The sequence below is a fragment of the Mycobacterium kansasii ATCC 12478 genome, assembly GCF_000157895.3.
GTDB lineage: Bacteria > Actinomycetota > Actinomycetes > Mycobacteriales > Mycobacteriaceae > Mycobacterium > Mycobacterium kansasii.
This window is the reverse complement of the sequence record NC_022663.1, coordinates 1,768,742-1,793,628: the sequence shown is the minus strand read 5'-3', so window position 1 is coordinate 1,793,628 and position 24,887 is coordinate 1,768,742. Positions and strand designations below refer to the sequence as shown.

Below are 24,887 nucleotides of genomic sequence, written 5' to 3'. Positions count from 1 at the left end.
GTCTCACGAGCGGAGTCGGTCCACAGTTTGTCCCTCCCATCGTCATGCGCCGCGAGTGTCACGCCCGCCGGGGGCGGAACTAACGCGAGGTGACGCTGTGACCGACGTCATAAGCGGTGCCGCCCGGACGGCCGGCAGGGTGCCGGCGCGCTGCCGTCCTAGACTTGGGTCCCTGTGAGCCTGAGCCTGGGAATCGTGGGTCTGCCCAACGTCGGAAAGTCGACCCTTTTCAACGCGCTGACCCGCAACGACGTGGTCGCGGCCAACTATCCGTTCGCGACCATCGAGCCCAACGAGGGTGTCGTTTCGCTGCCGGACTCGCGACTGGACAAACTGGCGGAGCTTTTCGGATCCGAGCGCATCGTCCCCGCACCGGTGACGTTCGTCGATATCGCCGGCCTGGTCAAAGGGGCCTCGGAGGGCGCCGGCCTGGGCAACAAGTTCCTGGCGCACATCCGCGAATGCGACGCCATCTGTCAGGTGGTGCGGGTATTCGCCGACGACGACGTGACCCATGTGGCCGGGAAGGTCGACCCGCAATCCGATATCGAGGTCGTCGAAACCGAGCTGATCCTGGCCGACCTGCAAACTCTCGAGCGGGCCCTGCCGAGGCTGGAGAAGGAAGCTCGCACCACCAAGGAGCGCAAGCCGGTGTACGAAGCGGCGGTGGCTGCCCAGCAGGTGCTCGACGGCGGCACGACGCTGTTCGCCTGTGGAATGGATGCTTCGCTGCTACGGGAGCTGAATCTGCTGACCACCAAACCGTTCCTGTACGTGTTCAATGCCGACGAGGCGGTCCTGACCGATTGCACCCGGGTAGCCGAGCTCCGTGGGCTTGTCGCGCCCGCAGACGCCGTCTTCTTGGACGCCGCCATCGAATCGGAGCTGGCCGAACTCGACGACGACTCGGCCGCCGAGCTGCTGGAGTCGATCGGGCAGACCGAGCGCGGCCTCGACGCGCTGGCTCGGGCCGGGTTTCACACCCTGAAGCTGCAGACCTTTCTGACCGCCGGCCCTAAGGAATCGCGGGCGTGGGTGATCCATCAGGGCGACACCGCGCCCAAGGCGGCGGGGGTGATCCATTCCGACTTCGAAAAGGGCTTCATCAAGGCCGAGATCGTGTCCTACGACGATCTGGTCGCCGCCGGGTCCATGGCGGCGGCCAAGGCGGCCGGCAAGGTCCGGATCGAGGGCAAGGATTACGTGATGGCCGACGGCGACGTGGTCGAGTTCCGGTTCCAAGCGGCGTCCGGCGGCAAGGCGGCTGGTCGCTGACCAAGCGAAAACGGAAGCATCCGCCGGCTCGTCACGGCGCCAACGTCAAGGTCCACCGACCCTAGACCGGGCCTGTGCAAGCGTGGACTATGTGTTGAGGGTGCGACAAGTGAGAGCTTCGGATGGCTGAATCAATGCGCACGGCGCAACAGGATCATCGCCAAGAGGCGGTCGCGCAGCGCAAGCAGGCGGCGGGCGAACGGGTGCGGGCCGCGAGTGAGCGCGAAGCGTCGAGACAGAAGGCAGCGGCTGACCTGCGCCGAGCCCGGAGCCAGGGGCCGAACGGTGGTCGCTGATCATCGCGCCGATGCGCTCAACGAGCTTGACCGCCGAGCCGCCGACCTCGACGAACGCGAGAAAGCGCTGCAACGACGCGAGGCTGCGCTGGCAAGGCGCGAATGGCTCGCTTCCGAGCGGGATCGGATGGCGGCGGAGCGGGACCGGGTCGCCAACGATCGTGAGTTGTCCGCCGACGAACGAGAAAGACGCGCAGACCAACGCGAGGGCACCGCCGCTGACCGGGAACGCGAGCGCTTGCAGCGTTCCGCCGACCGGGACGAGCGGCTGCGAGCCCATGCCGCTCGGGAACAGGCGGAGATCAGGCGTCAAATGGATGAGTCCGAACGACGTCGCGCTCAGATCGACCCAGACGAATAGCGACGTGACGCGGTCGAGTAAAGCCCGGCCGCCAAATTCCGGCGGGCTTCCTGTTCGCCCAGTGGATCTTCGGCGAGCAGATCATCGCCGCCGTCGCCGGCCGCGCGCCGCCGGAATCAGTCGATGTGCGCGATGTGATGGTGCGGTCGACGAGAACGACGATGAAAGACCGGCCGCATCCGACCGGTTAACCAGTCGGGGGACTGACCAGGTGCCACCAACGAGTAAACGCACAGTTGCAGCGACAATCGCGCGCATTCGCTGCAATGCGCCATTTCTGCTGCTCACACCCCTGCCTGGCGATAAGCTTGTGATTCAGTAACAGTTTGCTGAGTGCACATTGATCACTTCTGTTTCAATTTCTAGATAAATGCGTGACATACTTGCCGTATATGCAGGTCAGACGATTATCTGGTTAATCGTGATAACCACCACATTATTTGGTTTCCTATACATATTGTCGGTAGTGTCCCTGCCCATGATTGCTTTAGCAACGCTGTTGACGCTTATCAACCAGGTTTCGGGAACCCCGTATATTCCAGGTGGCGATTCGCCGTCCGGTACCGACTGTTCGGGGTTGGCTTCGTGGGTGTCGAATGCGGCTACGGACCGGCCCATTTTCGGTGATCGGTTCAATACCGGCAACGAGGAAGCCGCTTTGGCGGCCCGGGGCTTTCAACAGGGCACTGCTCCCAACGCCTTGGTGATCGGATGGAATGGTGGCCACACGGCCGTCACATTGCCGGACGGCACTTCGGTGGCCAGCGGTGAAGGCGGCGGGGTGCGCATCGGTGGCGGTGGCGCCTACCAGGCGCAATTCACTCATCACATGTACCTGCCGATGGATGCCGACGCGGTCGCGGACGACGCGCCTCCGCCCGATGCGCCCGCTGTTCTGGTCGATGCCGTGGACCCGGACGCACCTGCCCCGGCGCCCGATGATGCGGGTCCGATAGGCGATCCGGAAATGGTGAATACCTGAACGATCCCGCACAATCCAGCTGCTATGTGACGCGAGCAACTGCAATTCTGCGACCTGGGTCACACATATCATCCCGACGGATAAGCGCAGCCACGCCCAACCGTTATTGTGTGCCCAGTCACAACGCGGTACGGGTGTGGCTGCGCCATTTTGTCGAGTATTAATTGTCGATTATTGGCGGCTGGCGAATTAGATTCCAGGGATGCGGTGGAGATCTGTTCACACTGGGCTTGGGGCTCGATCGGCCGGTCGTGCTCCTTGCCATTGCCGAGACGGCAGAAGCTTTGCTTGTGACATCCCAAACAGCCGAGCACAGGACCGCTTTGGGCCTGTCATCGCCGCCACCCGGGAGGCGGTGTCCGCCGACCGGGAAAGCGGGCGGGTGGTGTTCCAGGCTTCGGCCACCGCGCACGATACGGTGGCCAGCACGGTAACGCTCGGCCAGTATCAGGTCGAGGTCGACGAGCCACGACCGCTTGGCGGCGAGGCCTTGTATCCAGGAAGGCTCCGAACCCCGTGGAGTACCAACTGGCCTCGCTGCTCTCCTGCCAGATCGTCACCTGGCGCTGCTGGGCGGAAGAGCTCGGGATCGCGGTCGACGACATCACTGCGCATGCCGAAGGTGATCTCGACGTCCAGGGCTTCTTCGGGTTCGACGACAACGTCCGCTCCGGGTTTCAAGAGGTGCGCGTGGTGATCAGCGTGACCGGGCCCGAGACGCCGGAACGCTATCGTGAGCTACAGCAGGCAGTCGACCGGCACTGCCCGGTGCTGGATCTGACCCGCAATGCCACCCCGGTGACCACCCGAGTGCAGCTCAGTTGACCGGGGTCTGCTGGGTATTCTGACCCTGCCGCCCGAGCGTCGGGCCAGCGGCAAGAGTGGGGAGCGGCAGTGATCTTCATCGTCGTCAAGTTCGAAACCAAGCCCGAGTGGAGCGAGCGCTGGCCGGATCTGGTGGCGCCGTTCACCGCGGCCACCCGCGCCGAAGCGGGCAACCTGTGGTTCGAGTGGTCGCGCAGCCTGGACAATCCGGCCGAATACGTTCTGGTCGAAGCCTTCCGCGACGGCGACGCCGGCGCGGCCCACGTCAACAGCGATCACTTCAAGCAGGCCATGCAGCAGCTGCCGCAGGCGTTGGCGTCCACGCCCAAGATCATCAGCCAGACCATCGACGCCACCGGATGGTCGGTCATGGGGGAGATGTCGGTCAGCTAGCCGACGATGACGGCGATCTCGTTGCCCAGCCGATAACCCGGCGCCAGCGGCAGCGTGTCGCCGCTCCAGAACTTGCCCGGGTCGAACCAGTTCTCGTCCTTGTCCGTGGCCAGCAACCCCATCTCCTCGTAGGTGATGGCCACCGTCTCGGCGCAGTACGCTGTCTCCAGGCCCATCGCCCGCCGGGTGGCCTTGCGTCGCTGCGTTTGTTCGCGAACCTTGCTGTCCACCAACGGAATTCCGCGGATCCAGTCGTTGAGAGTGGGCAGCCGGCCGCGCAGCCAGCGTCCGGTCAGCCGAGCCGTCGTCGGGAATGGGGTGCCGTCCATCCGCGCGATGACCCGCAGCAGTTCGTTCTCCTGTTGCCGGTTGGCATACGGGGTCAGTTGGCGCAGCCAGCACCGCTGCTGGTAGCGCCCGGTCCACTGCTCCACCACCTGGCGTGCGTCGTTGAGCTGCACGCCGCGGTGCTGGGTGCCGGTCCACACGTCGATCAGTTTGTCGCCCAATTCGGCATGCCAGATCAGCGGCGGTAAGTCGTCGATGGCCACCGTCATACCGACGTGGTTGACCGGGCTGTTGGTCAACGTCTGGATGGCGCGGTCCGGCCCGGACCGCCCCCGAAACAACCACAGGTCGCCCGTCCGGGTCTCGGTCAGCGCTTGGTCCAGGGTGAGCGTGCTGGTTTCCACCCCAGCACCTTAGGCAGAGATAGCCTGTCGTCATGCGCAGCATCTGGAAGTGGCTAGGCCTGGCCGGTGTCGCCGGCGTTGTCGCCGGAGGGGCGCTGGTGGTGCGCGACGAACGCAAGCGCCGCGCGTATAGCGCCGACGAGGTCCGGGCCCGGTTGCACCAGAGGCTGGCCGAATCCGGCGCAGCCGGCTATCAGTCCCCGTCGGACACGGGCGGGGACGTCACCGCGAACAAGCGGTAGCTGCCGGAGAAGCCCTTCAATTCGACGTCGCAGCCCTCGTCGAAGCCGATGCCGTCGCAATCGCCGACGGCGTCGCGAACCGGTTGGCTCACCCGTATTTCGCCGCCGGCGGCCTGCCCGGCAACCCGGGCCGCCATGGCGACGTTGCGGCCGAACAGGTCGTCGCCGCGGCGTACCGAGCGGCCCATGTGGATGCCAATTCTGACCCTTATCACGTTGCGGCGCTTACGCTTTGCTTCCCTGTGTAGCGCATCCTGGATGTCGATGGCGCACCGTAGGGCCTGTTCGGCCCGGGCGAAGGCGACCATGAATCCATCGCCTTGACTCTTCACCACGTGGCCGGACCGGCGTTCGACGAGCTCGTGAATCATCTTGTCATGTGCGGCAATGAGTTTGACCCAGGCTCTATCACCGATTCGCTCGTTGAGTGCGGTAGATTCCTCGATGTCGGAGAACAAGATCACCACGCGACCGTCCGGGGTGACTCGCGCCAGGTCCGGCCGCTCGACTTCGGCCCAGTCCGCCAGGTCTTCGATCGAGCTGCGCACCGCCGCGCCGAAGCCCTCCTTGCGCACCAGGTTTGCGGTCTGCCATACCGTCTTGACGGCCTCGCGGCCACCGGACAACAACCAGTTGCGGGCATCGGCGCGGCGTCGCAGCTCCTCGACCTCCTGACGACTGCGGCTCAGCAACCGCCACAGCACGACCAGCCCGACGGCTTCCGCCACCGCGATCCCGGCCAGCACATAGACCGCGATGTGTAGCGCAGCACCGGAGCCCAACACCCGGTCCATTCTTCCCGGGCCCGGCTGAGTCGATCTTGTCGGGCCAGGAGGCAATGTCTAGGGTTGAGGTCGGCCACCACGGGAAGTAGCTGTCAAGCCGTTGGGTGACTTTCGCAGATGACGTCCTGGAGGTGGGCATTGGCCGGTAGCGTATCTAGTGCCTCAGACGTGTTGGTGATCTTCGGAATTACCGGTGATCTGGCGCGCAAGATGACTTTCCGCGCGCTGTACCGGTTGGAGCGTCGGGGGTTGCTGGACTGTCCGATCGTGGGTGTGGCCAGTGACGACATCCCGGTGGACAAGCTGGTCGAGCGGGCCCGGGAGGCCATCGGTCAGTCGGGGGAGAAGTTCGACGACAAGGTGTTCGCCCGGTTGGCCAGCCGGTTGTCCTATCTATCGGGCGACGTGACCGACAGCGCCTTGTACACATCGCTGGCCAAGCAGATCGGTTCCGGACGTCGCCCCCTGTACTACCTGGAAATGCCGCCTGCGTTGTTCGCCCCGATCGTCGAGAATCTGGCGGCGGCCGACCTGGTTCGGGGCGCACGCGTCGCGGTGGAAAAGCCCTTCGGCCACGACCTGGCCTCGGCGCGCGAACTCAACTCCAGGCTGCGCGCGGTGCTCGACGAAGAGCAGATCCTGCGCGTCGACCACTTCCTGGGCAAACAGCCCGTCGTCGAGCTGCAATACTTGCGCTTCGCCAATCGCGGCCTGGCCGAGTTGTGGGATTCCAAGAGCATTTCCGAGATCCACGTCACCATGGCGGAGAACTTCGGCGTCGAGGACCGCGGCTCCTTCTACGACGCGGTTGGGGCGCTGCGTGACGTCGTGCAGAACCATCTGCTGCAGGTGTTGGCGCTGGTGACGATGGAGCCGCCGGTCGGCGCCAGCGCCGACGATCTCAACGACAAGAAGGCCGAGGTGTTTCGCGCGATGCCGGCGCTGGAGCCGGCGCGTTACGTGCGCGGCCAGTACCGGGGCTACGGCGATGTTGCCGGGGTGACCCAGAATTCGCAGACCGAGACCTACGTCGCGCTGCGGACCGAGATCGACAACTGGCGCTGGGCGGGCGTACCGATATTCCTGAGGGCCGGAAAAGCGTTGCCGGAGAAGGTAACCGAGGTTCGGATGTTTCTGCACCACGTTCCCGGGTTGGCGTTTCTGCCCAACCGCAGGCCGCCCGAGCCCAACCAGATCGTGCTGCGCATCGATCCCGACCCCGGGATGCGGCTACAGATTTCGGCCCACACCCACAATGCGTGGCAAGACATCCACCTGGACTCCTCGTTCGCCGAAGACCTCGGTGAGCCGATCCGTCCCTATGAGCGACTCCTGCACGCCGGATTGCAGGGTGATCGCCAGCTCTTCGCCCGCGAAGACAGCATCGAGGAGACCTGGCGGATCGTGCAGCCGGTGCTCGACAACCCGGGCGAAGTCCACCAGTACGACCGCGGTTCCTGGGGACCCGATGCCGCGCAGACGCTGCTGCGTGGTCACCGCAGTTGGCAACAGCCGTGGCTGCCTCGCGGCGCAAGAACAGCACAGTAAGGGAGACGAAATCATATGCAGCTAGGGATGATCGGTCTGGGCCGGATGGGTGCCAACATCGTCCGTCGAGTGGTCAAAGGTGGGCACGAATGCGTGGTGTACGACCACAACCCCGACGCCGTCAAGGCTTTGGCGGGGGAGGACAACACCACCGGGGTGTCGTCACTGCGGGAGCTGCGTGACAGACTCTCCGCGCCGCGAGTCGTGTGGGTGATGGTGCCAGCGGGCAACATCACCACCGGGGTCATCAAGGAGCTGGCCGAGACCCTGGACTCCGGAGACATCGTGATCGACGGCGGTAACACCTATTATCGCGACGACATCACGCACGCAAAGCTGCTGTCCGACAAGGGAATTCACTTGCTGGACACCGGCACCAGCGGGGGCGTGTGGGGCCTGGAGCGTGGCTACTGTCTGATGATCGGCGGGGATGCCGGCGCATTTGCGCACGCCGAGGCGATCTTTGCCACCGTCGCGCCGGGCGTGGAGGCGGCGCCGCGCACGCCCGGCCGCGATGGCGAGGTCGCGCAATCGGAGAAGGGCTACTTCCATTGCGGGCCGTCCGGGGCGGGACACTTCGTCAAGATGGTGCACAACGGCATCGAGTACGGGATGATGGCCTCGCTGGCCGAGGGCCTGAACATCCTGCGCAATGCCGACATCGGCACCCGCGTGCAGCAGGGTGACGCCGAGACCGCGCCGCTGTCCAACCCGGAGTATTACCAGTACGACATCGACATCCCCGAGGTCGCCGAACTGTGGCGCCGCGGCAGTGTCATCGGCTCGTGGCTGCTGGATCTGACCGCGATCGCACTGCACGAATCGCCTGAGCTGCAGGAGTTTTCGGGGCGGGTCTCCGATTCCGGGGAGGGCCGGTGGACCTCGATCGCGGCGATCGACGAGGGCGTGCCCGCGCCGGTGCTCACCACCGCGCTGCAGTCCCGGTTCGCCTCGCGTGACCTCGACGACTTCGCCAACAAGGCGTTGTCGGCCATGCGTAAGCAGTTCGGCGGACACGCCGAGAAACCGGCCAACTAGCGAAGCTAGAAAAATTAGGTCGCGGCAACCGTCCGCCTGACGAAGTCCACCACCGCATCGCTGAAGGCGTCATTGTCGTCGCCGGCGGCGGTGTGGCCGGCGTTGGACAGCTCGACGAACTCCGCGCGCGGCACTTTGGCCAAAAAGTCCTGGACCCCTTCCGGGCTGACCACGTCGGAGAGTTTGCCGCGGATCAACAGGATCGGGATCTTCAGATTCACCGCCGCCCGCTCGAAGTTCTCGGTGCGCAGGTCCGGGTCATCCAGGGGTGCGGTCATCATCGCCGGATCCCAGTGCCAGTACCACCGTCCGTCGCGCAGCCGCAGATTCTTCTTCAACCCCTCGGGACTGCGCGGCTTGGTGCGGTGCGGCAGATAGGCCGCGACGGCGTCGGCGGCTTCCTCGAGCGAAGCGAAACCATCAAGGTTGGTGCGCATGAAATCCCGGATGCGGGCGCTGCCCTCCTTCTCGTACCGGGGTACCACGTCGACCAGCACCAATCCCGTCACCCGTTCGGGGCCGGCGGCATCGGCGACCAGGATGCCGGTCAGCCCGCCCATGCTGGCCCCGATTACCACCACGTGACGACCGATCGCATCCATGACCTGCAACACGTCCTCGGTGAGGGTCTCGACGGCGTAATCCGCGGCCGGCGCTCGATCGCTGTCCCCATGTCCACGGGTGTCGAGCGCGACGACGTGAAACCCCTCGTTCGCCAGGATCTGCCCGGTCTTCTTCCAGGAGAACCGGTTTTGGCCGCCGCCGTGCAACATCAGGATGCTCGGCCGATCGGCCGCCTCGGCGCCGCGGTTCCATTCGTCGGCGACCAGCGTGATTTCCCCGACACCGGAAAACTCGACAGTGCGGGGGCTGCTCACGGTGCTCACGCATTCCGACGTTACCTAGTTCGTTTAAGCACATTCATCCAGGGTGGCGACGTGACCGCGGGCCATCTCCGCCGCGGCGGCCGCAGGAGCCCGGTCTCACAGCAACTTCACGGCTGACACCCACCCCGACACGCCGTCTTATATGTCATCCTAGGTTGACAAAAATTTAGGGCCTTGCCGGCCAGGGCGACATGGCGCGGACCAAAGGAGTTCTCATTCTTACGCTTTCACCTAGGCGCCAGGCATTCCGACCGGCCGGCCGCGTGTCGTTGTGCACGCCGCGGGTGTGGCTGGGCCCGATCATCGTCGCGGTCGCGCTGATGTACGGGTTGGGTCTGTTCTACGTCGGCGGCGCCCTTAACCCCGGTGCTAACCTGCGACATTTTCCGATCGCGATCGTCAACCAGGACACGGGGATGACGGGCCGACTCATCGCCGACGGGCTTGCGGCCAATATGGACAGGAACCAGTTCGACATCCGGGTGCTGCCGGCCGATCAAGCGCGCGACCAACTCGAGACCGGGAAGGTTTACGCGCAGGTCTTGCTGCCCTGGGACCTGTCCCAGCGACTGTTCGCGTTGCCGGATGCGACCTTGCAGCCGGGGCAACCCCTCAAGCCGGTCATCACCATCTCGACCGGCCAGCGGTCCGGCGCCGTCGCCGCCGTCATCGCCGAGAAGGCGATGCGGAAGGCATTGGCGGTCGTCAACGCCAGGGCCGGCACCATGCTCACCGCGCAACTACGACGGCAAAGCGACGGCGCGCCGGTGCCGGGAGGCGCCTTGATGGTGCTGGCCAGCCCGATCGACGTCGACACCATCGGGGCCGAGCCTCCCGACGGCGGGAGTGGAGTTTCCGTCTTGTACTGCTCGTTACTGCTGGTGATCGGCGGCGTTACGGCCGCGGTCGTGGTGAGCCTGACCGCCGGGGCGCTACTGCGTTCGGCGCCGGTAAACCATGGGCGATGGCAGCGGTTAGCCGACCGCATTAGGGTCTCCCGGCTGCAGGCGTTGCTCGTGGAGTGGACGCTACTGTCGCTGCTGGCCCTGCCGACATCTGCGGTCTGCCTAGGGATCGCGGTTGCGCTGGGTATGCCGGCGCCACAGCTGCTGGCGGTGTGGTTGTTCGGTGCCTTCATTGTCGCCACGGTTGGCGTCATGTCGAGTTCGCTGATCGCGGCCCTGGGCACCTGGGGTGCGTTGATCAGCGTGTTCGTGTTCATCTTCCTGGGGATTCCGTCGGCTGGTGCCACCATCCCGTTGGAGGCCTCGCCGCGGTTCGTGGCCTGGCTCGCCGAATTCGAACCGGTGCGCCAGGCATTCCTGGGCTGTCGGTCCTTGCTTTATTCAGACGGCGCCGGCGGTGCCGAGCTGATCCGATCGGTCACGGTGTGCGCGCTGGGCCTGGGCATCGCTTTGTCGGCCGGTGCCTTGGTCACCTACATCCGCGACCGCGACCGGCTGCCCCGCATCGAGGTTTCCGCAACCTGCTGACGCCAGTGTCGCCAAGGAGGCGACGAGGGGCCAACGTCTCGTTGAGTTTCCGGCTGTTCTGCGGCCGGACGCTCGAGGCGCGGACAAGAGCACTGCGACCTCAGCGAAGAAGCACCCATGTTCAACCGCCGTGTCGCCGCGATCTGCGGCATCGCGCTGGTGGCCATTCCCCGGGTCGTCGGACCGGTACTTCTCGCGTCGGGCCAAACCGCGCAATCACCGGTTGTCTTGCCGCCCATGCCGTCTGCCCGCAGCATCGGAGCCGCAGGTCAACCCGGAGCCCCTCGACACCATCCACCGCGAGGCCTTGAAAATCGGCCAAGACGACAGCGACGCAATGCAATTCGGTCACGCCATCTGCTGGGGACTGGATGAGGGCCGGTCCGGCACAACCGCAGGAGGGCGCGGCCGTGCAAGCCGGTCTCAGCCGGGTAGGTGCGCACGAGTTCGTGGCCATTTCGGTCCTGAGCCACCGCCCGCAGCACCGGCATCAGCTGGGCTAGCGTCCTGCGCCAGAAATTGAACGAATAAATATATGCTTTGTTGGTGGCGAGCAGGGGACGGCCGGTGGCCGAGTTGACGTTGACAGATGATGAGCGGCAGACGTTGGAGCGTTGGGCGCGGCGACCGAAGTCCTCGCAGGCGCTGGCGCAGCGGTCTCGGATCGTATTGTGTTGTGCAACAGGTAAATCCAATAAGGACGTCGCCGCCGAGGTGGGCGTGTGGCCGCAGACGGTGTGTAAGTGGCGGGCACGGTTTGTCAAGGATCGGTTAGACGGTTTGACCGATGAGCCGCGACCCGGCGCTCCGCGCACGATCACCGACGACCGGATTGAGCAGGTACTGGTCGACACGCTGGAGAGCCAGCCCAAAGCCGCGTCCAAATGGTCGCGCAAATCGATGGCCGAGCGAAGTGGGCTGTCGAAATCGACGGTGGGCCGAATCTGGAAGGCTCTTGGACTCAAGCCCCATCTGGTCGACACGTTCAAGCTCAGCGACGATCCGCAGTTCATCGACAAGGTTCGCGATGTCGCCGGGTTGTATCTGGACCCCCCGGAGAAGGCCCTGGTGCTGTGCGTGGACGAGAAATCCCAGATCCAGGCCCTGGACCGCACTGCCCCGGTGCTGCCGATGATGCCGGGATTGCCCGAACGTCGTACCCACGACTACGTCCGCCACGGCATCACCACATTGTTCGCCGCTCTGAATGTGGCCACCGGGCAGGTCTACGGATCGATCCACCGGCGCCGCCACCGCGCGACGGAATTCAAGAAATTCCTGGTCAAACTCGACGCCGAGGTTCCCGCCGGCCTCGATGTGCATCTGATCTGCGACAACTACGCAACCGACGAGTCTCCGGTGGTGGCGAAATGGCTTGCCGCGCATCCCCGCTTCCACATGCACTTCACGCCGAACTATTCGTCCTGGCTCAGCCAGGTCGCACGGTGGTTCGCGTTGCTGACCGATGAGAAACTGCGCCGCGGCACGCACCGATCAATCCCGGCTCTGGAAAAAGACATCCGCAACTGGATCACGGCGTGGAACGACAACCCCCAACCCTTCGCCTGGACCAAAACCGCCGACGAGGTCCTCGAACGACTCAACTCGTATCTTCAACGAATTCCTGGTGCGGGACACTAGTGTCCTGCCCAGGAATTCACTTACATAGTTGTAACTGCTGGTTGTCGACCCTGGTCAACGCGAATTCCGTTGATGAATACGATGATTCGGGTGCGACGAAGCGAGGGCGAACGAATACGGAGCTGGTGCTGACCGATGAGGAGTGCGAGACGCTGACCAGGTGGGCACTTCGGCGCAAGTCGGCGCAGGCGTTGGCGTTACGGGCGCGGATCGTGCTCGCCTGTGCCGAGGGGCTCTCTAACACGGAGGTGGCGGCGCGGGAGCGGGTTTCGCGGCCGACGGTGGGTAAGTGGCGCTGCGGTTCCTTGACCCGAGGCTGGACGGGCTGGCGCACCCACGGTCTAACGTGCACTTCACCCCGACCTACTCGTCGTGGCGCAACCAGGTCGAGCGTTGGTTCGCGCTGCTGACCGACAAGAAGCTAAGACGCGGAGCGCACCGTTCCATCCAGGTTCTCGAGAAAGACATCCGCGCCTGGATCCAGAACTGGAACGACGACCCACGGCCGTTCACTTCGAACAACCGCCGACGAATTCCTCGAACGACTCGCCTCATATCATCAACGAATTCCTGGCGCAGGACACCAGTCCGGAGTTCACCAATTCGCTCAACTCAAGGAGGTTGGATGTCCACCGCCGCTTGGATGACCTCGATAACGCTACTGGCCGCGACACTCATGTTCACGCTCAATCGATGGCCAATGGAAATAGTCGCTTTGGGCTCCGCCTTCGCGTTGGTCGTCGTCGGCGTGATATCACCAGATCAAATGATTTCTGGGTTCTCCAGCCCGACCGTAATTCTCATAGCCTCGTTATTGATCGTTGCCGAAGCGCTGGATGCTACCGGTGTAACCGCGTGGGTGTCAGGAATCATTGATTCGAGCGCTGGCAATAGCAGAAGCCGTGCGTTGGTCCTAACTATGACGGTGGCAGCGTTGATGGGGACTGTCATAACTGCGACCGGCGCAACAGCGGCGTTGGTTCCCAGCGCGGTCAAGGTCTGCCAGCGCATGGGAATGACTCCGTCACGAATGCTTATGCCGCTGGCCTTCGCTGCAAAGGTGGGGCCGCTGCTTATCCTGGTGGGTTCACCGATCAACATCATGATCGCTCATGCCATCGGAAACACCACGGGCATGACGGTCGGCTTTTTCACATTCGGAATACTCGGTGCGCCACTTCTCCTTGCAACTGTCGTAATCACCTCGGTCTTAGTGTGGTTGCTGCCCCCTCGCAGGTCCGTGTCCCAGTCCGCGGATCTGTCGAGCCACGGGGAGACCCTCGCCCAGCATTATGGCCTTGATCATGTGTTCCATCTTCGGCCTACAAAGAGCAGTCCGTTGGTCGGTGCGCGGATCAGTGACCAGGCTATACGAGCTGACCGCATCAAGTTGATACCGTCAGCTCGTGGTGGACCAACGCTAGCAGCTCGGTTCGATCGCACTATTACGGAAGGGGAACTCCTTACCGTAATTGGTGATCGATCATCGATCGAAAGCTATGCCCAGAAGAATGCACTGGAAATTGTTGATCAACACTCGGGTTCGGAGCCCCTCAAGAACTTTCTCAACGTCCAAGGCGGCATCGTCGAGGTCATGATCCCCCCGAGATCGCGCTACGTACACCAGGAGGTGAATGCAGGCCAGCGGCTGCTTGAAACCGATGTCGTAGTGCTGGCGGCGCATCGGCTCGACCACGAGATTCATCTGCCCGCGAAACTCAATGTCGGCGACACGCTTTTAGTCGAAGGGTCATGGGATAGTCTCGAGGCTACATCGGCGAACCCTGATGTACTTCTCGTTGATGCACCCAGTGAGGTGCGTAGACAAACGGTCAAACTCGGACGGGGGTCCGGACGAGCGATCGCAATTGCAGTCACAATGGTTGCGTTGATGGCTACGGCGTTACTCACCCCCGCAGTAGCCGGAATATTGGCAGCAATTATGGTCATCCTTACCGGCGTCATCGCACCAGAAGACGCCTACCGCCGAGTCCAGTGGGGCACCGTCTTTTTGATCGCAGGGATTCTCCCGATGTCGACTGCCGTCGAGCAGTCCGGCCTTGCTGACGTCATAGCGGGCACCATTGTGGACGCTGTGGGCCGCCTCGGGCCGGCTGCGATACTCGCGGTGATCTTCGTTGTCGGCATGCTGCTGACTCAAGTCCTTACTGGTATCCCAGCAACGCTGATCATGATCCCCATCACACTTTCGGTCGCAAAGACGGTTGGCGTTAGCCCCGTACCCCTCTTGATGGGCGTGTTGATCGGTTGTTCTGCGGCATTTCTCACGCCTGTCGCCGCTCCGGCCAACGCCATCATCATGGGACCTGGCGGATATCGATTCATGGATTACCTCAAACTTGGCCTGCCGGTGACCATCGTTTTTTTCCTCGCAGCCGTCATTTACACACCGCTGTTTTGGCCCTTCTGACGCCTAGGCCGGGAAGTCCGTGGCGTGGCAAGTTTTCTGCCGATTTCGGCGATCGCCTCGCGGAGGTCGTCGGGTAGTGGTCGGCGGCGGACAGGATTGGTTGGCCAGCTTGATTTTGGCGGTGCGGTAGCGGCGGGCCGTGTGCACGAATTTCTTGATCATCCAGCCGGTTTGGGTTTCGTTGTAGTGGCTGACGGCCAACGCGGCGACCACGATGCTTAGCAGCTGGTGGTAGGCGTCGATACGAATGCCGAGCATTGGGTAGTCAGGTTGGTGGTGTATCCCTTCCACCCGGGCCGGCGCAGGCGTCTTGGCCTCAAGGTCCGGTTAACGTCGGTTGCCAGAAATAAGGGGCCAGCTTGGCGGGGGTCTTGCCAGTAATGGGACCACCTGGCAAGCCGCGACGCGCCGCGCGTGCGGTTCTGAACGATGTTGCGGTGAGTTTTCGTCGTCGCCGGGGTCTATCACAGCGACGACCCCCCGACGACCCCCGACGACCCCCGACGACCCCCGACGACCCCCGACGACCCCCGACGACCCCCGACGACCCCCGACGACCCCCGACGACCCCCGACGACCCCCGACGACAAGGAGACGGCCATGCCATCGATCACGCCCGCACTCTGGTTCGACCACAATCTGGAAGAGGCGGCCCAGTTCTACACCTCGGTGTTCCCGAACTCGCACGTCGAGAGTTTCAATCGCTACACCGAGGCCGGCCCGGGTGAACCGGGCGCGGTGGTGTCGGGCACCTTCGTCCTGGACGGGGTGCGGTTCGTCGGCATCAACGGTGGCCCGGAATTCCGCTTCACCGAGGCGGTGTCCTTCATGGTCGACTGCAAGGACCAGGACGAGGTCGACTACTACTGGGACCGGCTGACCCAAGGCGGCGAAGAATCGCAGTGCGGCTGGTGCAAAGACCGCTTCGGGCTGAGCTGGCAGATCGTCCCGGCCCGGCTATACGAGCTGCTCACCGACCCCGATCCTGCCGTGGCGACCGCGGCGACCACCGCGATGCTCGGCATGCGCAAGATCGTCATCGCCGAATTGGAAAGGGCCGCAGCGCAAGTGTGAGCTACTTGGTGAGCCTGGCGATCCATTCGATCGCCGTATCGATGATCGGCGCGACGTCGTCGGGGTTCTCGCAGTCGGCGATCATCAACGACGACTCGGCGATCGTCGCCATCAGAAGGCGGCTCAGCAGTTGGCTGCGCAGCGACGTGTCGGGCGGCAGCACGGCTAGCAAGCGGCGGAAGGCGGCCGACATCCGGTCGCGGCGGACGGTCTCGAATCCGGCGGGCGTGTCGCCGGACGACAACACCCTGGCCCGGCATCGGTTGTCCCACATCGCCTCCAGGTAGGCCCGCACGTGAAGTTGCAGTGCGTGTCGCGGGTCCGCGCCGTCCGGGCCGGTCCGGAGGGCGTGCTGCATCGCCGCCTCGATACGGCGTTCCACGTCGTCGGCCAGCTGCTCGAAGATCGCCAGAAACAGTTCGCTCTTGCCGCCGAAATGGTGGTAGATGCTGCCGATGCTGGCACCTGACTTGGCCACCACATCGGCCATCGTCGCCGCGGTGAAGCCCCTGGCCGCGAAAACCTCGGTTGCCGCATCCAGGATCCTCCGCTGAGTGGCGCCCGTTTTGGCCCGTCGGCGGACAGTGTCCGCATTGCTCACCGAACCCGCCCGCCTATCAGCCGACCACCTCCGGCAGCACCCGCAGCGAGCCGAACTCCAGCCGGGACGGGCCACCGGTCATGCCTCGGGAACTCAACTGCGCCAACGGCATTCCGCCCAACAGCGTTCCCGGACTTGCGGCGTCCAGTACGTCGACCGCGGCGGCCAGCGCCGACCGAGGCAACGGCGTTGCCGCCGCGGCGGTGGCCGCCGGGGCCACGGGGGCCGTGGCGGCCCAGCTCTGGGGCACCGACAGGGCGCCGACCGTGGTCGCGTTGCCCAACCCGGCCGAGACCGCCGCGGTCAGCGACGACGACGTCAGCGCGCCGGTTCCAGTCTGCGCGACCGACGTCGCGATCTGGGCGCCGGCGGCGGCCGCCGCGGGGAACAGACCCTTGAGGTTCGACAACATCGACATCCCCAGCCCGGCCAGCGAGGTGGAGGCGAAGAACGGCGTCCCGAAGATGCTCATCACGGTCTGCAGGTCGCTCACCCATGACGGCAGCGCCGACGGCGCCGCCATACCGCCGATGCCGGCCAGGGCGGCGGGCACCGCGGACGTCAGCTGCGCAACGGCGTTGGTGATTTCGGTCGCCACGGAGTTGCCGGTGGCCTGGACCAGCGCGGCCAGGTTCGCGACCTGGCCGGACGGGTCGGAGATCTCGGCCGGCGCGGTGAACGGGGTCAATGTGGTCGCCGCCGTCGAGCCGGCGGCGTAGCAGTACATCGCGGCCGCGTCCTGGGCCCACATTTCGCCGTATTGGGCCTCGGTAGCCGCGATCGCCGGGGCGTTCTGACCCAGCACATCGGTGGCGATCAGCGACTCCAGCTGAGCGCGGTTGGCCGCGACCAGCGCCGGCGGGACCGTCATCGCATGCGCTGTCAGATAGGCCGCCACCGCGGCTCTTGCCTGGGCCGCGGCCTGCTCGGCCTGGGCGGCAGTGGTTTTCAGCCATGCCACGTACGAGGCGGCGGCGGCCGCCATGGCCGTCGCGCTGGCACCCAGCCACGGGCCGCTGATCAGCCCGCAGATCATCGAGTCGACCGACGCCGCCGTGGCGTACAACTCGCCGGCAACCGTCTCCCAGGCGCTCGCCGCGACCAACATCGACTCCGCTCCGGGACCGGTATACATCCGGCCCGAGTTGACTTCTGGGGGTAACGACGCGAACATCATCGTTGCTTGGTCCTCCCGTTGACGACGCTGAATTCAGGGTGCCGTGACGGCGGCGCGACGTCTGTCGGCCAAGCGGCCACACCGGGGATGAATGCGAAGTCCCCCGATCGACGGTCTTTTTGTCCCCCATGCGTCCCGGTTACGTTGGATCATGCGCGCGCTGCAGGTGGCGATAGGAGTCAACATGAGGAACCAAGCTGCCGCGCCGGGCGCCACGCCCGGCATGATTGGCAACGCCGCGACCGACCACGCCAACGCCGACCAGGAAGCCTGTCATGCCTGAACCCCACTGGATCGACGTCCCGGGCGCCGGTGCTGATCTCAAGGCCCTGACCTGGGGCCCGGCCGGCGCCCCGATCGCCTTGTGCCTGCATGGCTTTCCCGACACCCCATACGGCTGGCGCAAGGTCGCTCCTCGGCTGGCGAAGGCGGGTTGGCGGGTCGTCGCACCCTTCATGCGGGGATATGCGCCGTCGTCGATTCCGGCCGACGGCTGTTATCACGTGGGTGCGCTGATGCACGACGCGCTGCGGGTGCGCGCGGCCGCCGGCGGAACCGACGACGACGTGGTGATTGGGCACGACTGGGGCGCGATCGCCGCCACCGGTCTGGCCGCGATGCCCGACAGCCCGTTCGCCCGGGCGGTCATCATGTCGGTGCCGCCCGCGGCGGCATTCCGGCCGCTGGGCCGGGTACCCGACCGCGGGCGGCTGGCCCGCGAGCTCCCGCATCAGCTGTTGCGCAGCTGGTACATCGCCTACTTCCAGTTGCCCTGGCTGCCCGAGCGGTCCGCCGCGTGGCTACCCACGCTGTTGTGGCGCCGGTGGTCGCCGGGTTATTACGCCGAGGAGGATCTGCGCCACGTCGACGCCGCGATCGGCACACCGGAGAGCTGGCGAGCGGCGCTAGGCCCATACCGGGCCACCATCCGTAACACCCGGCCGCCGGCCGCCTACGCCGAGTTGAACCGATGGTGGACCGAGCCGCCGCGGTTGCCGAGCCTGTACCTGCATGGTCGCGACGACGGTTGTGCCACACCAGCTTTCACGCATTGGACCGAGAACGTGCTGCCCGCCGGCAGCGACGTGGCGATCGTCGACCACGCCGGGCATTTCCTGCAGCTGGAACAGCCGGAGAAGGTGGCCGAGCTGATCCTGACGTTCGTCGGCACACCCGGGTGAGGCTGTGGCGGCACACCGGATGGCGGCCGTCGACGCGCAGTTCTACTGGATGTCGGCCAAGATTCCCAATGACCAGTTCCTGTTGTATGCCTTCGACGGTGAAGCCGTGGCTGTCGAGCGGGCTGTCGCGCAGCTCCTGGACCGGGCCCACGCCTGTCCGCAGCTGCGGATGCGGGTCCACGCCCGATCTGCCCTGACCTATCCGCAGTGGGTTGCCGCGGGTGTCGAGCCCGAGCAGGTGGTCCGCCACGAGCCGACCGACGACAGTTGGCATGGCTGCCTGGCGGCCGTCACCGGGCTGGCCGACGAGCAGCTCGATATTCGCCGGATGCCTTGGCGGGTCCACGTATTCACCCCGGTGACCGGGATTCCGGGGGTCCGGGGCGCGGGCACCGTTGCGGTCGTCCAAGTCGCGCATGCGCTCGGCGACGGCGCGCGCGCCTCGGCGATGGCGGCCTGGCTGTTCGGGCGGGCGGCTCCGGTGGCGCCGGTCACCGGGCCGCGGCGGGGTGTCCTGCCCTGGCGGGCCGCCGCAGCGGCCTACGCGCACCGCCGGCTGGTTCGCGACACCAGGTCCGGGCGGTTGGCGCCGAGTGCCGGTTCGCGGCCGCTGCTTTCCACCAACGCCCGGCCCGAGGGTGTGCGAGCGGTGCGCACACTGGTGCGGCAGCGCTCGCAATTGCCCGGTCCCACAGTGACTATCGCGGTGCTGGCCGCCGTGTCCACGGCGCTGTCCCGGCTGCTCGGCGGGTCGGCCGAATCGCTGGCAGCAGAAGTGCCGATGGCTAAACCGGGTGTGCCGCAGGCGCATAACCATTTCGGCAACGTCGTCGTCGGCCTGTACCCGGCGCTCGGTCACGCCGAGCGGGTTGGGCGGATAGCCGCCGATGTAGCCAATGCCCGCCGCCGCATGCGACATCCCGCCGTGCGGGCGGCCGACCTGGCCTTCGCTACCATTCCGGCAGTGCTATTGCGGTGGGGCGTCAGCCAATTCGATGCCGACGCCCGGCCGGCCCAAGTGGCCGGCAACACCGTCGTATCCAGTGTGCACCGCGGAGCCGCGGATCTCCATTTCGGTGACGCGCCGGTGGTGCTGACGGCCGGCTATCCGGCACTGTCACCGGCGATGGGGCTGACCCACGGGGTGCACGGTATCGGCGACACGATTGCGATCAGTGTCCACGCGGCCGCGTCGGCAATACCCGATATCGACGCCTATGCGCAATTACTTGACGCCGCCCTGCAATGAATACTATTGGGCATCACCAGATCTGGCCGCTTCTTCGCGGGTCAGGCCCACGGCCAGGATCAGCTCCTCATGCAGTTCGAACCAGACGGTGTGATAGGAGTCGATGAGCGGCCTGGTGAGCCAGGCGATATCGCCGGACTTGACCTTGTCAAGCGCGGCATTCAGTTTCGCCGAGTAGGCGTGCAGCCGCGGCAGCTGCGTTGCGGCGGCCGCGATGATCGGCTCCACGCGCCGGTGCACATTGTCGAGACGGGCCAATACCGCGTCGTCATAGCCGGCATCGTCGTGGACATTGGGTTGGCCGCCCTTGAGTTGCCAGTCCGTGACCACAACTTTGAAATCGGCGTTGACGCTGCGAAACTCGTTGTAAGCGGCGGCCATTGCCGCCGGGTCGACGCGGGTGCGCTCCTCGGCGAGCAACGCATTGAGTCGGGTGCGGCCGCTGGGGCTGATCCGCAACGTCGCGCCCTCGAGCAAGAGGCCCGATGCGGTGAGCTGATCGACGATTTCGGTGATCGCGCGGAGGTCTTCACCTAGCGTGGTAGCCAGGTCGGTTGGGCTCACCCGGCCCTTCAGGCGGACGGCTTGTAACACTTTGACGTGCATTCCGGGTGCTGTGGGGTTGGCTTGGCTTGGGGTTTCGTTGTCCATGTCACCGGGTCTCGTCGTTGTCTGGGTTAGCCCAGCTCCGCGTGTCTGTTTCCCGGCTGCGGTGATTCGCTTAACATCGCATCGTTTTCGCAGGCCGGCAAGAATGCGAATAACACCTGTCCGCCAAAATACAATATCCAGTTGGCGGCATACAGGTCGAATGTCGGAACATTTCGATCCTGCCCCGGTGCCAGCCACGTGCTGAACAGGTACAAGTCTGATAGCGGGAGAAGCAGTCCGCCGATTAGTACGGGCAACGCCGGCAGGCTGAGTCGGTTCGCCCAAAAATACCAAATACTGAAGCTGATCATCAGGGTGTAGATGACGAGGTTGAAAAGGAAGCTGCCAAGCTCGAGGAACTGATGACCGGCCACTGGCTCCCGCACGTACGAGATCCAGCCCACAGTGTTGGCCACCGCAATGATCATCAAGACGAACCACCGCATGCGGTAACCGGTTCCGCCACGTTGTGCGAGTCTGGGCTGAGAAAAACGGTAGAGGACGTAAACGTACAAGGTGTACCCGGCGCCGAACAGAATGATCGCGGTGGACAGCTTTTGGCTGATGGGTTCGATGCCGGATATGGCGCTATTGACCACGTCTCCCACGGCGCACATTGCCATTCCCGCGATCAGTATGCGCGTATACCTTGCCACCTGCGGGGAAAGCCGCTGCTGATAAGCCAGGCGTACGGTGATGACAAAGAGCATCAGAGCCACATGCCAGATGTGATAGATCGCCGTGGGTGGCCGGGAGATATTACCCATCCAGAGTACTTCTGTTGTGACGCTGAGGGCGAGCAGGCTCAAAAGTATTGTGGCGTATGGAAATTTCATGGGCGCCTATTCTTGAGGCTGGTTCCGGTGTGCGCGATGGCCCACGGCCATCGTCGAGTCTGAGCAGTGCCGAGAATCCTCACAATGGCCCGACTGTATAGCACCAGACCTGGTTGGAAATTGAGAGGGGAAATGACCAGTGTCCGGTAGGTCTGTGCAGCGAACTGGTTTAGCTGCAGCTGGCAGCTGCCCTCTGGTCCTCGCCCCGCCTGAAGGTCGCGGGCACAAATTTCGGGGTATAGCCCGACTGACCCGAAAGTCGGGTCTCGATGCGCGCCGAGAGGATGTCGGTCTGGGTGTTCAGCGCGTCGATCTGGCTCAACAGCATGCGCGCGAGTTCGGCGTGATGCTCACGAAGCGACCGTCAAGCGCGGTGATTCAACTCCGAGCGCTTGGCTTTCATCTTTCCGCGTGCCAGTTCGGCCAGCCCGTAGGGATCGCGCTCTCCGGCGATCAGGGCCTCGATCATGTTCCGCGTTACTGCGGGTGTTGATCAGGGGTGTGGGGCGTGAGGTCGCGGGTCGGTGGCGGTGCGGGGTTGGTTGTGGTTTCGGGTGTCCGCGATGTGGGGGGTGGCCGGGTTGTGCGCCAATGTGTTTGGGTTTCGATGCGGTGCCGGTGGTGGCCGGCTCGGGTAGCCGCGTTAGTTGGGTGTTGGTGGTGGTTGGGGTTGGAAGGGTTGGTACCACCACCAGTGGGCGCGTTCGCCGGTGGGTCCTGGGCAGGGCGCGACGGCGGGTGGGGGTTGGGTGGGCAGCTGCCCTCTCGTCCTCGCCCACGCCCGAAGGTCGGTGACGCGGGCACAAGTTTCGGGGGTAGTAGGGCGTCGACGCCGGGTCAGTTCAATTGCGCCGCCGCGGACAAGTGCGCTACGCGGTGGCGACGGCTTGGGCGGAGCGTGTTGCCCGGTATCAATCAGCCGATGCCCGCAGCGCGTGCAACATGGCGATCAGTGGCGTGTCCGACACGACATCGCGATGTCCGGCGGTCATGGCCGCGCGCACCGCAGCTTCGGAATGATCCTCCAGCCTCGGGTAGTCGCCGGTGGCGTGCGCTCGCAGCGGGCTGAGGCGTAATGCGATGCCGGTGAGTTCCCGCAACTCCGGAGTGTCGTTTTCCGACCACGCGGACAGCGACAGGCTGCCGTCGCGCACTTCGCCCTCATGTCCGTCGACGGTGATCTGTTTGCCGGCCAGGGTCGCGGCTACACCGTGGCCGCAACCCACGACGGCAACCCGGCCGAGCTCGCGGCTGACCACTGCCGCGTGGCTGGCCGCGCCGCCCACCTCGGTGACGATGCCCTGTGCGGCCAGCATGCCCAGGACGTCTTCGGGCCTGGTGTGGTCGCGCACCAGGATGACCGGCTCGCCCCGCTCGGCCGCGTCCAGCGCCGCATCCACGTCGGTGTAGGCGATTCCGGTTGCCACGCCCGGGCAGGCGGGCAGACCTTTGGCCAAAAGCGGTGCGGCCAAGCGTGTTTCGGGTTGCAGGGCGGGGCGCAGCACGGCTTCGACGGCTGCGGGGGTCACTCGGCGCAGGGTCTGGGCGTCGTCGATGAGACCGTCGTGTCGCAGTTGCAGAGCCAGCCGCACCGCGGCTTGCGCCGACCGCTCGGCGGACCGGGTCTGCAGCAGCCACAGTTTGCCGTTTTCAACCGTGAACTCGATTTCTGGGACGTCTGAGGTCAGTTGCTCCAGGCGGCGGGCGGCCTCGATAAGCTCGTCATAGACGGCGGGTAGCTCGTCGCGCAGCGTGGCGATCGGCTCGACGTCCACCAATCCCGAGACCACGTCGTCGCCCTGACCGCCGGGCAGCCAGTCGCCGAACGGTTCGTTTGCGCCGGTGATCGGGTTACGGGAGGAGAGCACACCGGCGCCGGAGCGGGCCGTCTGGTTGCCGAACACCATCGCCTGCACGACCACCGCGGTACCCCCCTGGTCGTCTCGACCGTAGTGCTCGCGATAGGCCTTGGCGCGCGGAGAGTTCCAGGAAGTGAAGACGGCCCCGATGCCGACGCGCAACTGCTCGTATGGATCCTCGGCGGGGTGCTGGCCGGTGACTCGCCGATACATACGGTTGAACCGCCGTCGCGTGTCACGCGCAAATTCAGCGGTGCAAGCCCTCGCCAGGGCCTGCTCGACGGCGTCGTTGACGCCCAGGTCCAAGATGGTGTCCATCATCCCGGGCATCGACTGGGTGGCGCCCGAGCGCACGCTGACCAACAACGGCCGCGGCCCTCGGCCGAACGTGCGCGAGGTCTCGGCCTCCAGCCAGCCCATCCGCTCGATTACGACGTCCCAAATCGCATCCATGGTCGGGTCGGGGTCGGCCAGGTACCGCACCCCCACCTCGGTGGTGATGCAGAACGCGGGCGGTACCGGCAACGCGTGGCGGCGCATCACGTCGATGCCGTGGCCCTTGTTGCCCAGAACCTCTCGCGAATGTTCCGCCTGTCCGTCCAGCAAGACCACCGGGTCTTTCCAGATGCGCTTCGGGGGGTCTTCGAGGGGATCCCTGCCTCGCGGGATACGAGCCATGTGATGCACCCCCTGGTGGTCGGGCAAGCCTGAAGCGGTTGCGGGGAAACGTCGGAACGCCCGCAATGTTTCCACACGGATCACCGGAACCGGCGGCTCGCCGTTGCTGCCGGGAGCTGGGCCGGATGATCTAGTTTTGACGGTATGACTCCGTATGACGTCGGGTTGCTGATCCTGCGGCTGGTGCTGGGCCTGACACTCGCCGCGCATGGCTTGAACAAGTTCTTCGGTGGCGGCCGGATACCGGGGACGGCGCGGTGGTTCGAAAGCATCGGTATGAAGCCGGGGAGGTTTCACGCGACGGTGGCCGCCAGCACCGAGACTGCCGCCGGACTGGGGTTGGCCGCGGGTCTGCTCACGCCCATCCCGGCCGCGGGTTTCGTCTCACTCATGCTGGTCGCGGCGTGGACCGTGCACCGGCCCAACGGCTTCTTCATCGTCAAGGAGGGTTGGGAATACAACCTGGTGCTGGCGGTCAGCGCCGTCGTCGTCGCCACCCTTGGCGCGGGAAGGCTCAGCCTGGACTGGATGATCTTCGGAAAGAACTGGTTCGACGGGTGGGGCGGCCTGCTGATCTCACTCGGACTCGGCCTCGCCGGCGCCATCGGGCAGTTGCTGATCTTCTACCGGCCGCCGGTCCAACGAACCGGGTAGCGGATATCCGGCACGCGACCGGACGGGTCCGCCTGGGC

General features: G+C 65.1%; 22 protein-coding genes and 4 pseudogenes. 16 read left to right on the top strand and 10 right to left on the bottom strand.

Translation table 11 applies throughout. The annotated features are described in order from the left end of the window. The first annotated feature begins 174 nt into the window (after positions 1–174). The 5 genes and pseudogenes from ychF (at position 175) to MKAN_RS07550 (ending at position 4,132) form a co-directional block, all read left to right on the top strand. Positions 175–1,275, top strand: a complete 1,101-nt coding sequence (gene ychF, locus MKAN_RS07570) for a redox-regulated ATPase YchF (protein ID WP_023366877.1) — start codon at positions 175–177, stop codon at positions 1,273–1,275. 285 nt (positions 1,276–1,560) lie between these two features. Further along, positions 1,561–1,932 (top strand): hypothetical protein, encoded by a 372-nt coding sequence (locus MKAN_RS07565; protein WP_023366875.1) that lies wholly within the window; start codon positions 1,561–1,563, stop codon positions 1,930–1,932. A gap of 421 nt (positions 1,933–2,353) precedes the next feature. Beyond that, positions 2,354–2,887, top strand: a pseudogene (locus tag MKAN_RS07560) (hypothetical protein); the annotation flags it as partial. Positions 2,888–3,248: 361 nt separating this feature from the next. After that, positions 3,249–3,739 (top strand): annotated as a pseudogene (locus MKAN_RS07555) (OsmC family protein). A 69-nt stretch (positions 3,740–3,808) separates the two neighbouring features. Then, the gene (locus tag MKAN_RS07550; RefSeq protein WP_023366869.1) at positions 3,809–4,132 is read left to right on the top strand and encodes a putative quinol monooxygenase; all 324 of its coding nucleotides are present in this window, start codon (positions 3,809–3,811) and stop codon (positions 4,130–4,132) included. Here MKAN_RS07550 and MKAN_RS07545 read toward each other — a convergent pair. Then, positions 4,129–4,824, bottom strand: a complete 696-nt coding sequence (locus MKAN_RS07545; protein ID WP_023366867.1) for a guanylate cyclase — start codon at positions 4,822–4,824, stop codon at positions 4,129–4,131. The genes MKAN_RS07550 and MKAN_RS07545 overlap by 4 nt on opposite strands. Positions 4,825–4,856: 32 nt before the next feature. On the opposite strand from MKAN_RS07545, the gene MKAN_RS29435 reads away from it, so the two are divergent. Then, on the top strand, positions 4,857–5,066 hold the full coding sequence (locus MKAN_RS29435; protein WP_080674038.1) for a hypothetical protein: 210 nt from the start codon (positions 4,857–4,859) through the stop codon (positions 5,064–5,066). Here the strand turns inward: MKAN_RS29435 and MKAN_RS07535 are convergent. Continuing rightward, complete coding sequence (locus MKAN_RS07535; RefSeq protein WP_225722868.1) at positions 5,018–5,851, bottom strand: adenylate/guanylate cyclase domain-containing protein; 834 nt, start codon at positions 5,849–5,851, stop codon at positions 5,018–5,020. The genes MKAN_RS29435 and MKAN_RS07535 overlap by 49 nt on opposite strands. 117 nt (positions 5,852–5,968) lie before the next feature. Here MKAN_RS07535 and MKAN_RS07530 point away from each other — a divergent pair, with 117 nt between their 5' ends. Both MKAN_RS07530 and gnd read left to right on the top strand, forming a co-directional pair. Continuing rightward, the gene (locus MKAN_RS07530) at positions 5,969–7,399 is read left to right on the top strand and encodes a glucose-6-phosphate dehydrogenase (protein ID WP_042311994.1); all 1,431 of its coding nucleotides are present in this window, start codon (positions 5,969–5,971) and stop codon (positions 7,397–7,399) included. A 15-nt stretch (positions 7,400–7,414) separates the two neighbouring features. Continuing rightward, entirely contained in the window at positions 7,415–8,437 is a 1,023-nt protein-coding gene (gene gnd, locus MKAN_RS07525) for a phosphogluconate dehydrogenase (NAD(+)-dependent, decarboxylating) (RefSeq protein ID WP_023366859.1), read from the top strand. Positions 8,438–8,451: 14 nt separating this feature from the next. Here gnd and MKAN_RS07520 read toward each other — a convergent pair whose 3' ends face one another. Then, a complete protein-coding gene (locus tag MKAN_RS07520; RefSeq protein WP_023366857.1) occupies positions 8,452–9,324 on the bottom strand; it encodes an alpha/beta fold hydrolase in 873 nt (290 codons plus the stop codon). 263 nt (positions 9,325–9,587) lie between these two features. On the opposite strand from MKAN_RS07520, the gene MKAN_RS07515 reads away from it, so the two are divergent. The 4 genes from MKAN_RS07515 (at position 9,588) to MKAN_RS07505 (ending at position 14,889) form a co-directional block, all read left to right on the top strand. Continuing rightward, positions 9,588–10,817 carry a YhgE/Pip domain-containing protein gene (locus MKAN_RS07515; RefSeq protein ID WP_023366855.1) on the top strand — a complete coding sequence of 410 codons (1,230 nt, stop codon included), beginning with the start codon at positions 9,588–9,590 and terminating at the stop codon, positions 10,815–10,817. Positions 10,818–11,363: 546 nt separating this feature from the next. Continuing rightward, on the top strand, positions 11,364–12,458 hold the full coding sequence (locus tag MKAN_RS07510) for an IS630 family transposase (RefSeq protein WP_080674210.1): 1,095 nt from the start codon (positions 11,364–11,366) through the stop codon (positions 12,456–12,458). Further along, a complete protein-coding gene (locus MKAN_RS32710) occupies positions 12,356–12,868 on the top strand; it encodes a helix-turn-helix domain-containing protein (RefSeq protein WP_308457951.1) in 513 nt (170 codons plus the stop codon). The genes MKAN_RS07510 and MKAN_RS32710 overlap by 103 nt, the downstream gene beginning before the upstream one ends. A gap of 215 nt (positions 12,869–13,083) precedes the next feature. After that, the gene (locus MKAN_RS07505; protein WP_023366849.1) at positions 13,084–14,889 is read left to right on the top strand and encodes an SLC13 family permease; all 1,806 of its coding nucleotides are present in this window, start codon (positions 13,084–13,086) and stop codon (positions 14,887–14,889) included. On the opposite strand, the pseudogene MKAN_RS07500 reads toward MKAN_RS07505, so the two are convergent. Continuing rightward, positions 14,862–15,221 (bottom strand): annotated as a pseudogene (locus tag MKAN_RS07500) (hypothetical protein); the annotation flags it as partial. The gene MKAN_RS07505 and the pseudogene MKAN_RS07500 overlap by 28 nt on opposite strands. 268 nt (positions 15,222–15,489) lie before the next feature. On the opposite strand from MKAN_RS07500, the gene MKAN_RS07495 reads away from it, so the two are divergent. After that, positions 15,490–15,963 carry a VOC family protein gene (locus MKAN_RS07495; protein ID WP_023366845.1) on the top strand — a complete coding sequence of 158 codons (474 nt, stop codon included), beginning with the start codon at positions 15,490–15,492 and terminating at the stop codon, positions 15,961–15,963. 1 nt (position 15,964) lies between these two features. Here MKAN_RS07495 and MKAN_RS07490 read toward each other — a convergent pair whose 3' ends face one another. Both MKAN_RS07490 and MKAN_RS07485 read right to left on the bottom strand, forming a co-directional pair. Further along, the gene (locus MKAN_RS07490; protein ID WP_023366843.1) at positions 15,965–16,564 is read right to left on the bottom strand and encodes a TetR/AcrR family transcriptional regulator; all 600 of its coding nucleotides are present in this window, start codon (positions 16,562–16,564) and stop codon (positions 15,965–15,967) included. Between the two features lie 16 nt (positions 16,565–16,580). Continuing rightward, a complete protein-coding gene (locus MKAN_RS07485; protein WP_023366841.1) occupies positions 16,581–17,741 on the bottom strand; it encodes a PPE family protein in 1,161 nt (386 codons plus the stop codon). Positions 17,742–18,016: 275 nt separating this feature from the next. Between MKAN_RS07485 and MKAN_RS07480 the strand changes: the two genes are divergently transcribed. Then, positions 18,017–18,922: an alpha/beta fold hydrolase gene (locus MKAN_RS07480; protein WP_023366837.1), complete on the top strand. Its 906-nt coding sequence runs from the start codon at positions 18,017–18,019 to the stop codon at positions 18,920–18,922. 4 nt (positions 18,923–18,926) lie between these two features. After that, positions 18,927–20,171 (top strand): WS/DGAT domain-containing protein, encoded by a 1,245-nt coding sequence (locus MKAN_RS07475; RefSeq protein WP_023366835.1) that lies wholly within the window; start codon positions 18,927–18,929, stop codon positions 20,169–20,171. Positions 20,172–20,174: 3 nt separating this feature from the next. Here the strand turns inward: MKAN_RS07475 and MKAN_RS07470 are convergent, their stop codons facing one another. The 4 genes and pseudogenes from MKAN_RS07470 to MKAN_RS07460 form a co-directional block, all read right to left on the bottom strand. Continuing rightward, entirely contained in the window at positions 20,175–20,777 is a 603-nt protein-coding gene (locus MKAN_RS07470) for a hypothetical protein (protein ID WP_036445318.1), read from the bottom strand. Positions 20,778–20,848: 71 nt separating this feature from the next. Further along, on the bottom strand, positions 20,849–21,658 hold the full coding sequence (locus MKAN_RS07465; RefSeq protein WP_023366831.1) for a lysoplasmalogenase family protein: 810 nt from the start codon (positions 21,656–21,658) through the stop codon (positions 20,849–20,851). A 643-nt stretch (positions 21,659–22,301) separates the two neighbouring features. Beyond that, a pseudogene (locus MKAN_RS31770) lies at positions 22,302–22,409 on the bottom strand (hypothetical protein); the annotation flags it as partial. Positions 22,410–22,569: 160 nt separating this feature from the next. Then, positions 22,570–24,195, bottom strand: coding sequence for a pyruvate, phosphate dikinase (locus MKAN_RS07460; protein ID WP_160937993.1), 1,626 nt, complete (start codon positions 24,193–24,195; stop codon positions 22,570–22,572). A gap of 144 nt (positions 24,196–24,339) precedes the next feature. Here MKAN_RS07460 and MKAN_RS07455 point away from each other — a divergent pair, with 144 nt between their 5' ends. Further along, the gene (locus tag MKAN_RS07455; RefSeq protein WP_023366823.1) at positions 24,340–24,849 is read left to right on the top strand and encodes a DoxX family protein; all 510 of its coding nucleotides are present in this window, start codon (positions 24,340–24,342) and stop codon (positions 24,847–24,849) included. Positions 24,850–24,887 lie beyond the last annotated feature (38 nt).

What these genes read in the sequence shown, in the direction of transcription:
- MKAN_RS29435 (WP_080674038.1), top strand. Translation starts at nt 4,857, where the DNA reads ATGCGCAGCATCTGGAAGTGGCTAGGCCTGGCCGGTGTCGCCGGCGTT.
- MKAN_RS07530 (WP_042311994.1), top strand. Translation starts at nt 5,969, where the DNA reads ATGACGTCCTGGAGGTGGGCATTGGCCGGTAGCGTATCTAGTGCCTCA.
- gnd (WP_023366859.1), top strand. Translation starts at nt 7,415, where the DNA reads ATGCAGCTAGGGATGATCGGTCTGGGCCGGATGGGTGCCAACATCGTC.
- MKAN_RS07505 (WP_023366849.1), top strand. Translation starts at nt 13,084, where the DNA reads ATGTCCACCGCCGCTTGGATGACCTCGATAACGCTACTGGCCGCGACA.
- MKAN_RS07495 (WP_023366845.1), top strand. Translation starts at nt 15,490, where the DNA reads ATGCCATCGATCACGCCCGCACTCTGGTTCGACCACAATCTGGAAGAG.
- MKAN_RS07485 (WP_023366841.1), bottom strand. Translation starts at nt 17,741, where the DNA reads ATGATGTTCGCGTCGTTACCCCCAGAAGTCAACTCGGGCCGGATGTAT.
- MKAN_RS07480 (WP_023366837.1), top strand. Translation starts at nt 18,017, where the DNA reads ATGCCTGAACCCCACTGGATCGACGTCCCGGGCGCCGGTGCTGATCTC.
- MKAN_RS07470 (WP_036445318.1), bottom strand. Translation starts at nt 20,777, where the DNA reads ATGCACGTCAAAGTGTTACAAGCCGTCCGCCTGAAGGGCCGGGTGAGC.
- MKAN_RS07465 (WP_023366831.1), bottom strand. Translation starts at nt 21,658, where the DNA reads ATGAAATTTCCATACGCCACAATACTTTTGAGCCTGCTCGCCCTCAGC.
- MKAN_RS07460 (WP_160937993.1), bottom strand. Translation starts at nt 24,195, where the DNA reads ATGGCTCGTATCCCGCGAGGCAGGGATCCCCTCGAAGACCCCCCGAAG.
- MKAN_RS07455 (WP_023366823.1), top strand. Translation starts at nt 24,340, where the DNA reads ATGACTCCGTATGACGTCGGGTTGCTGATCCTGCGGCTGGTGCTGGGC.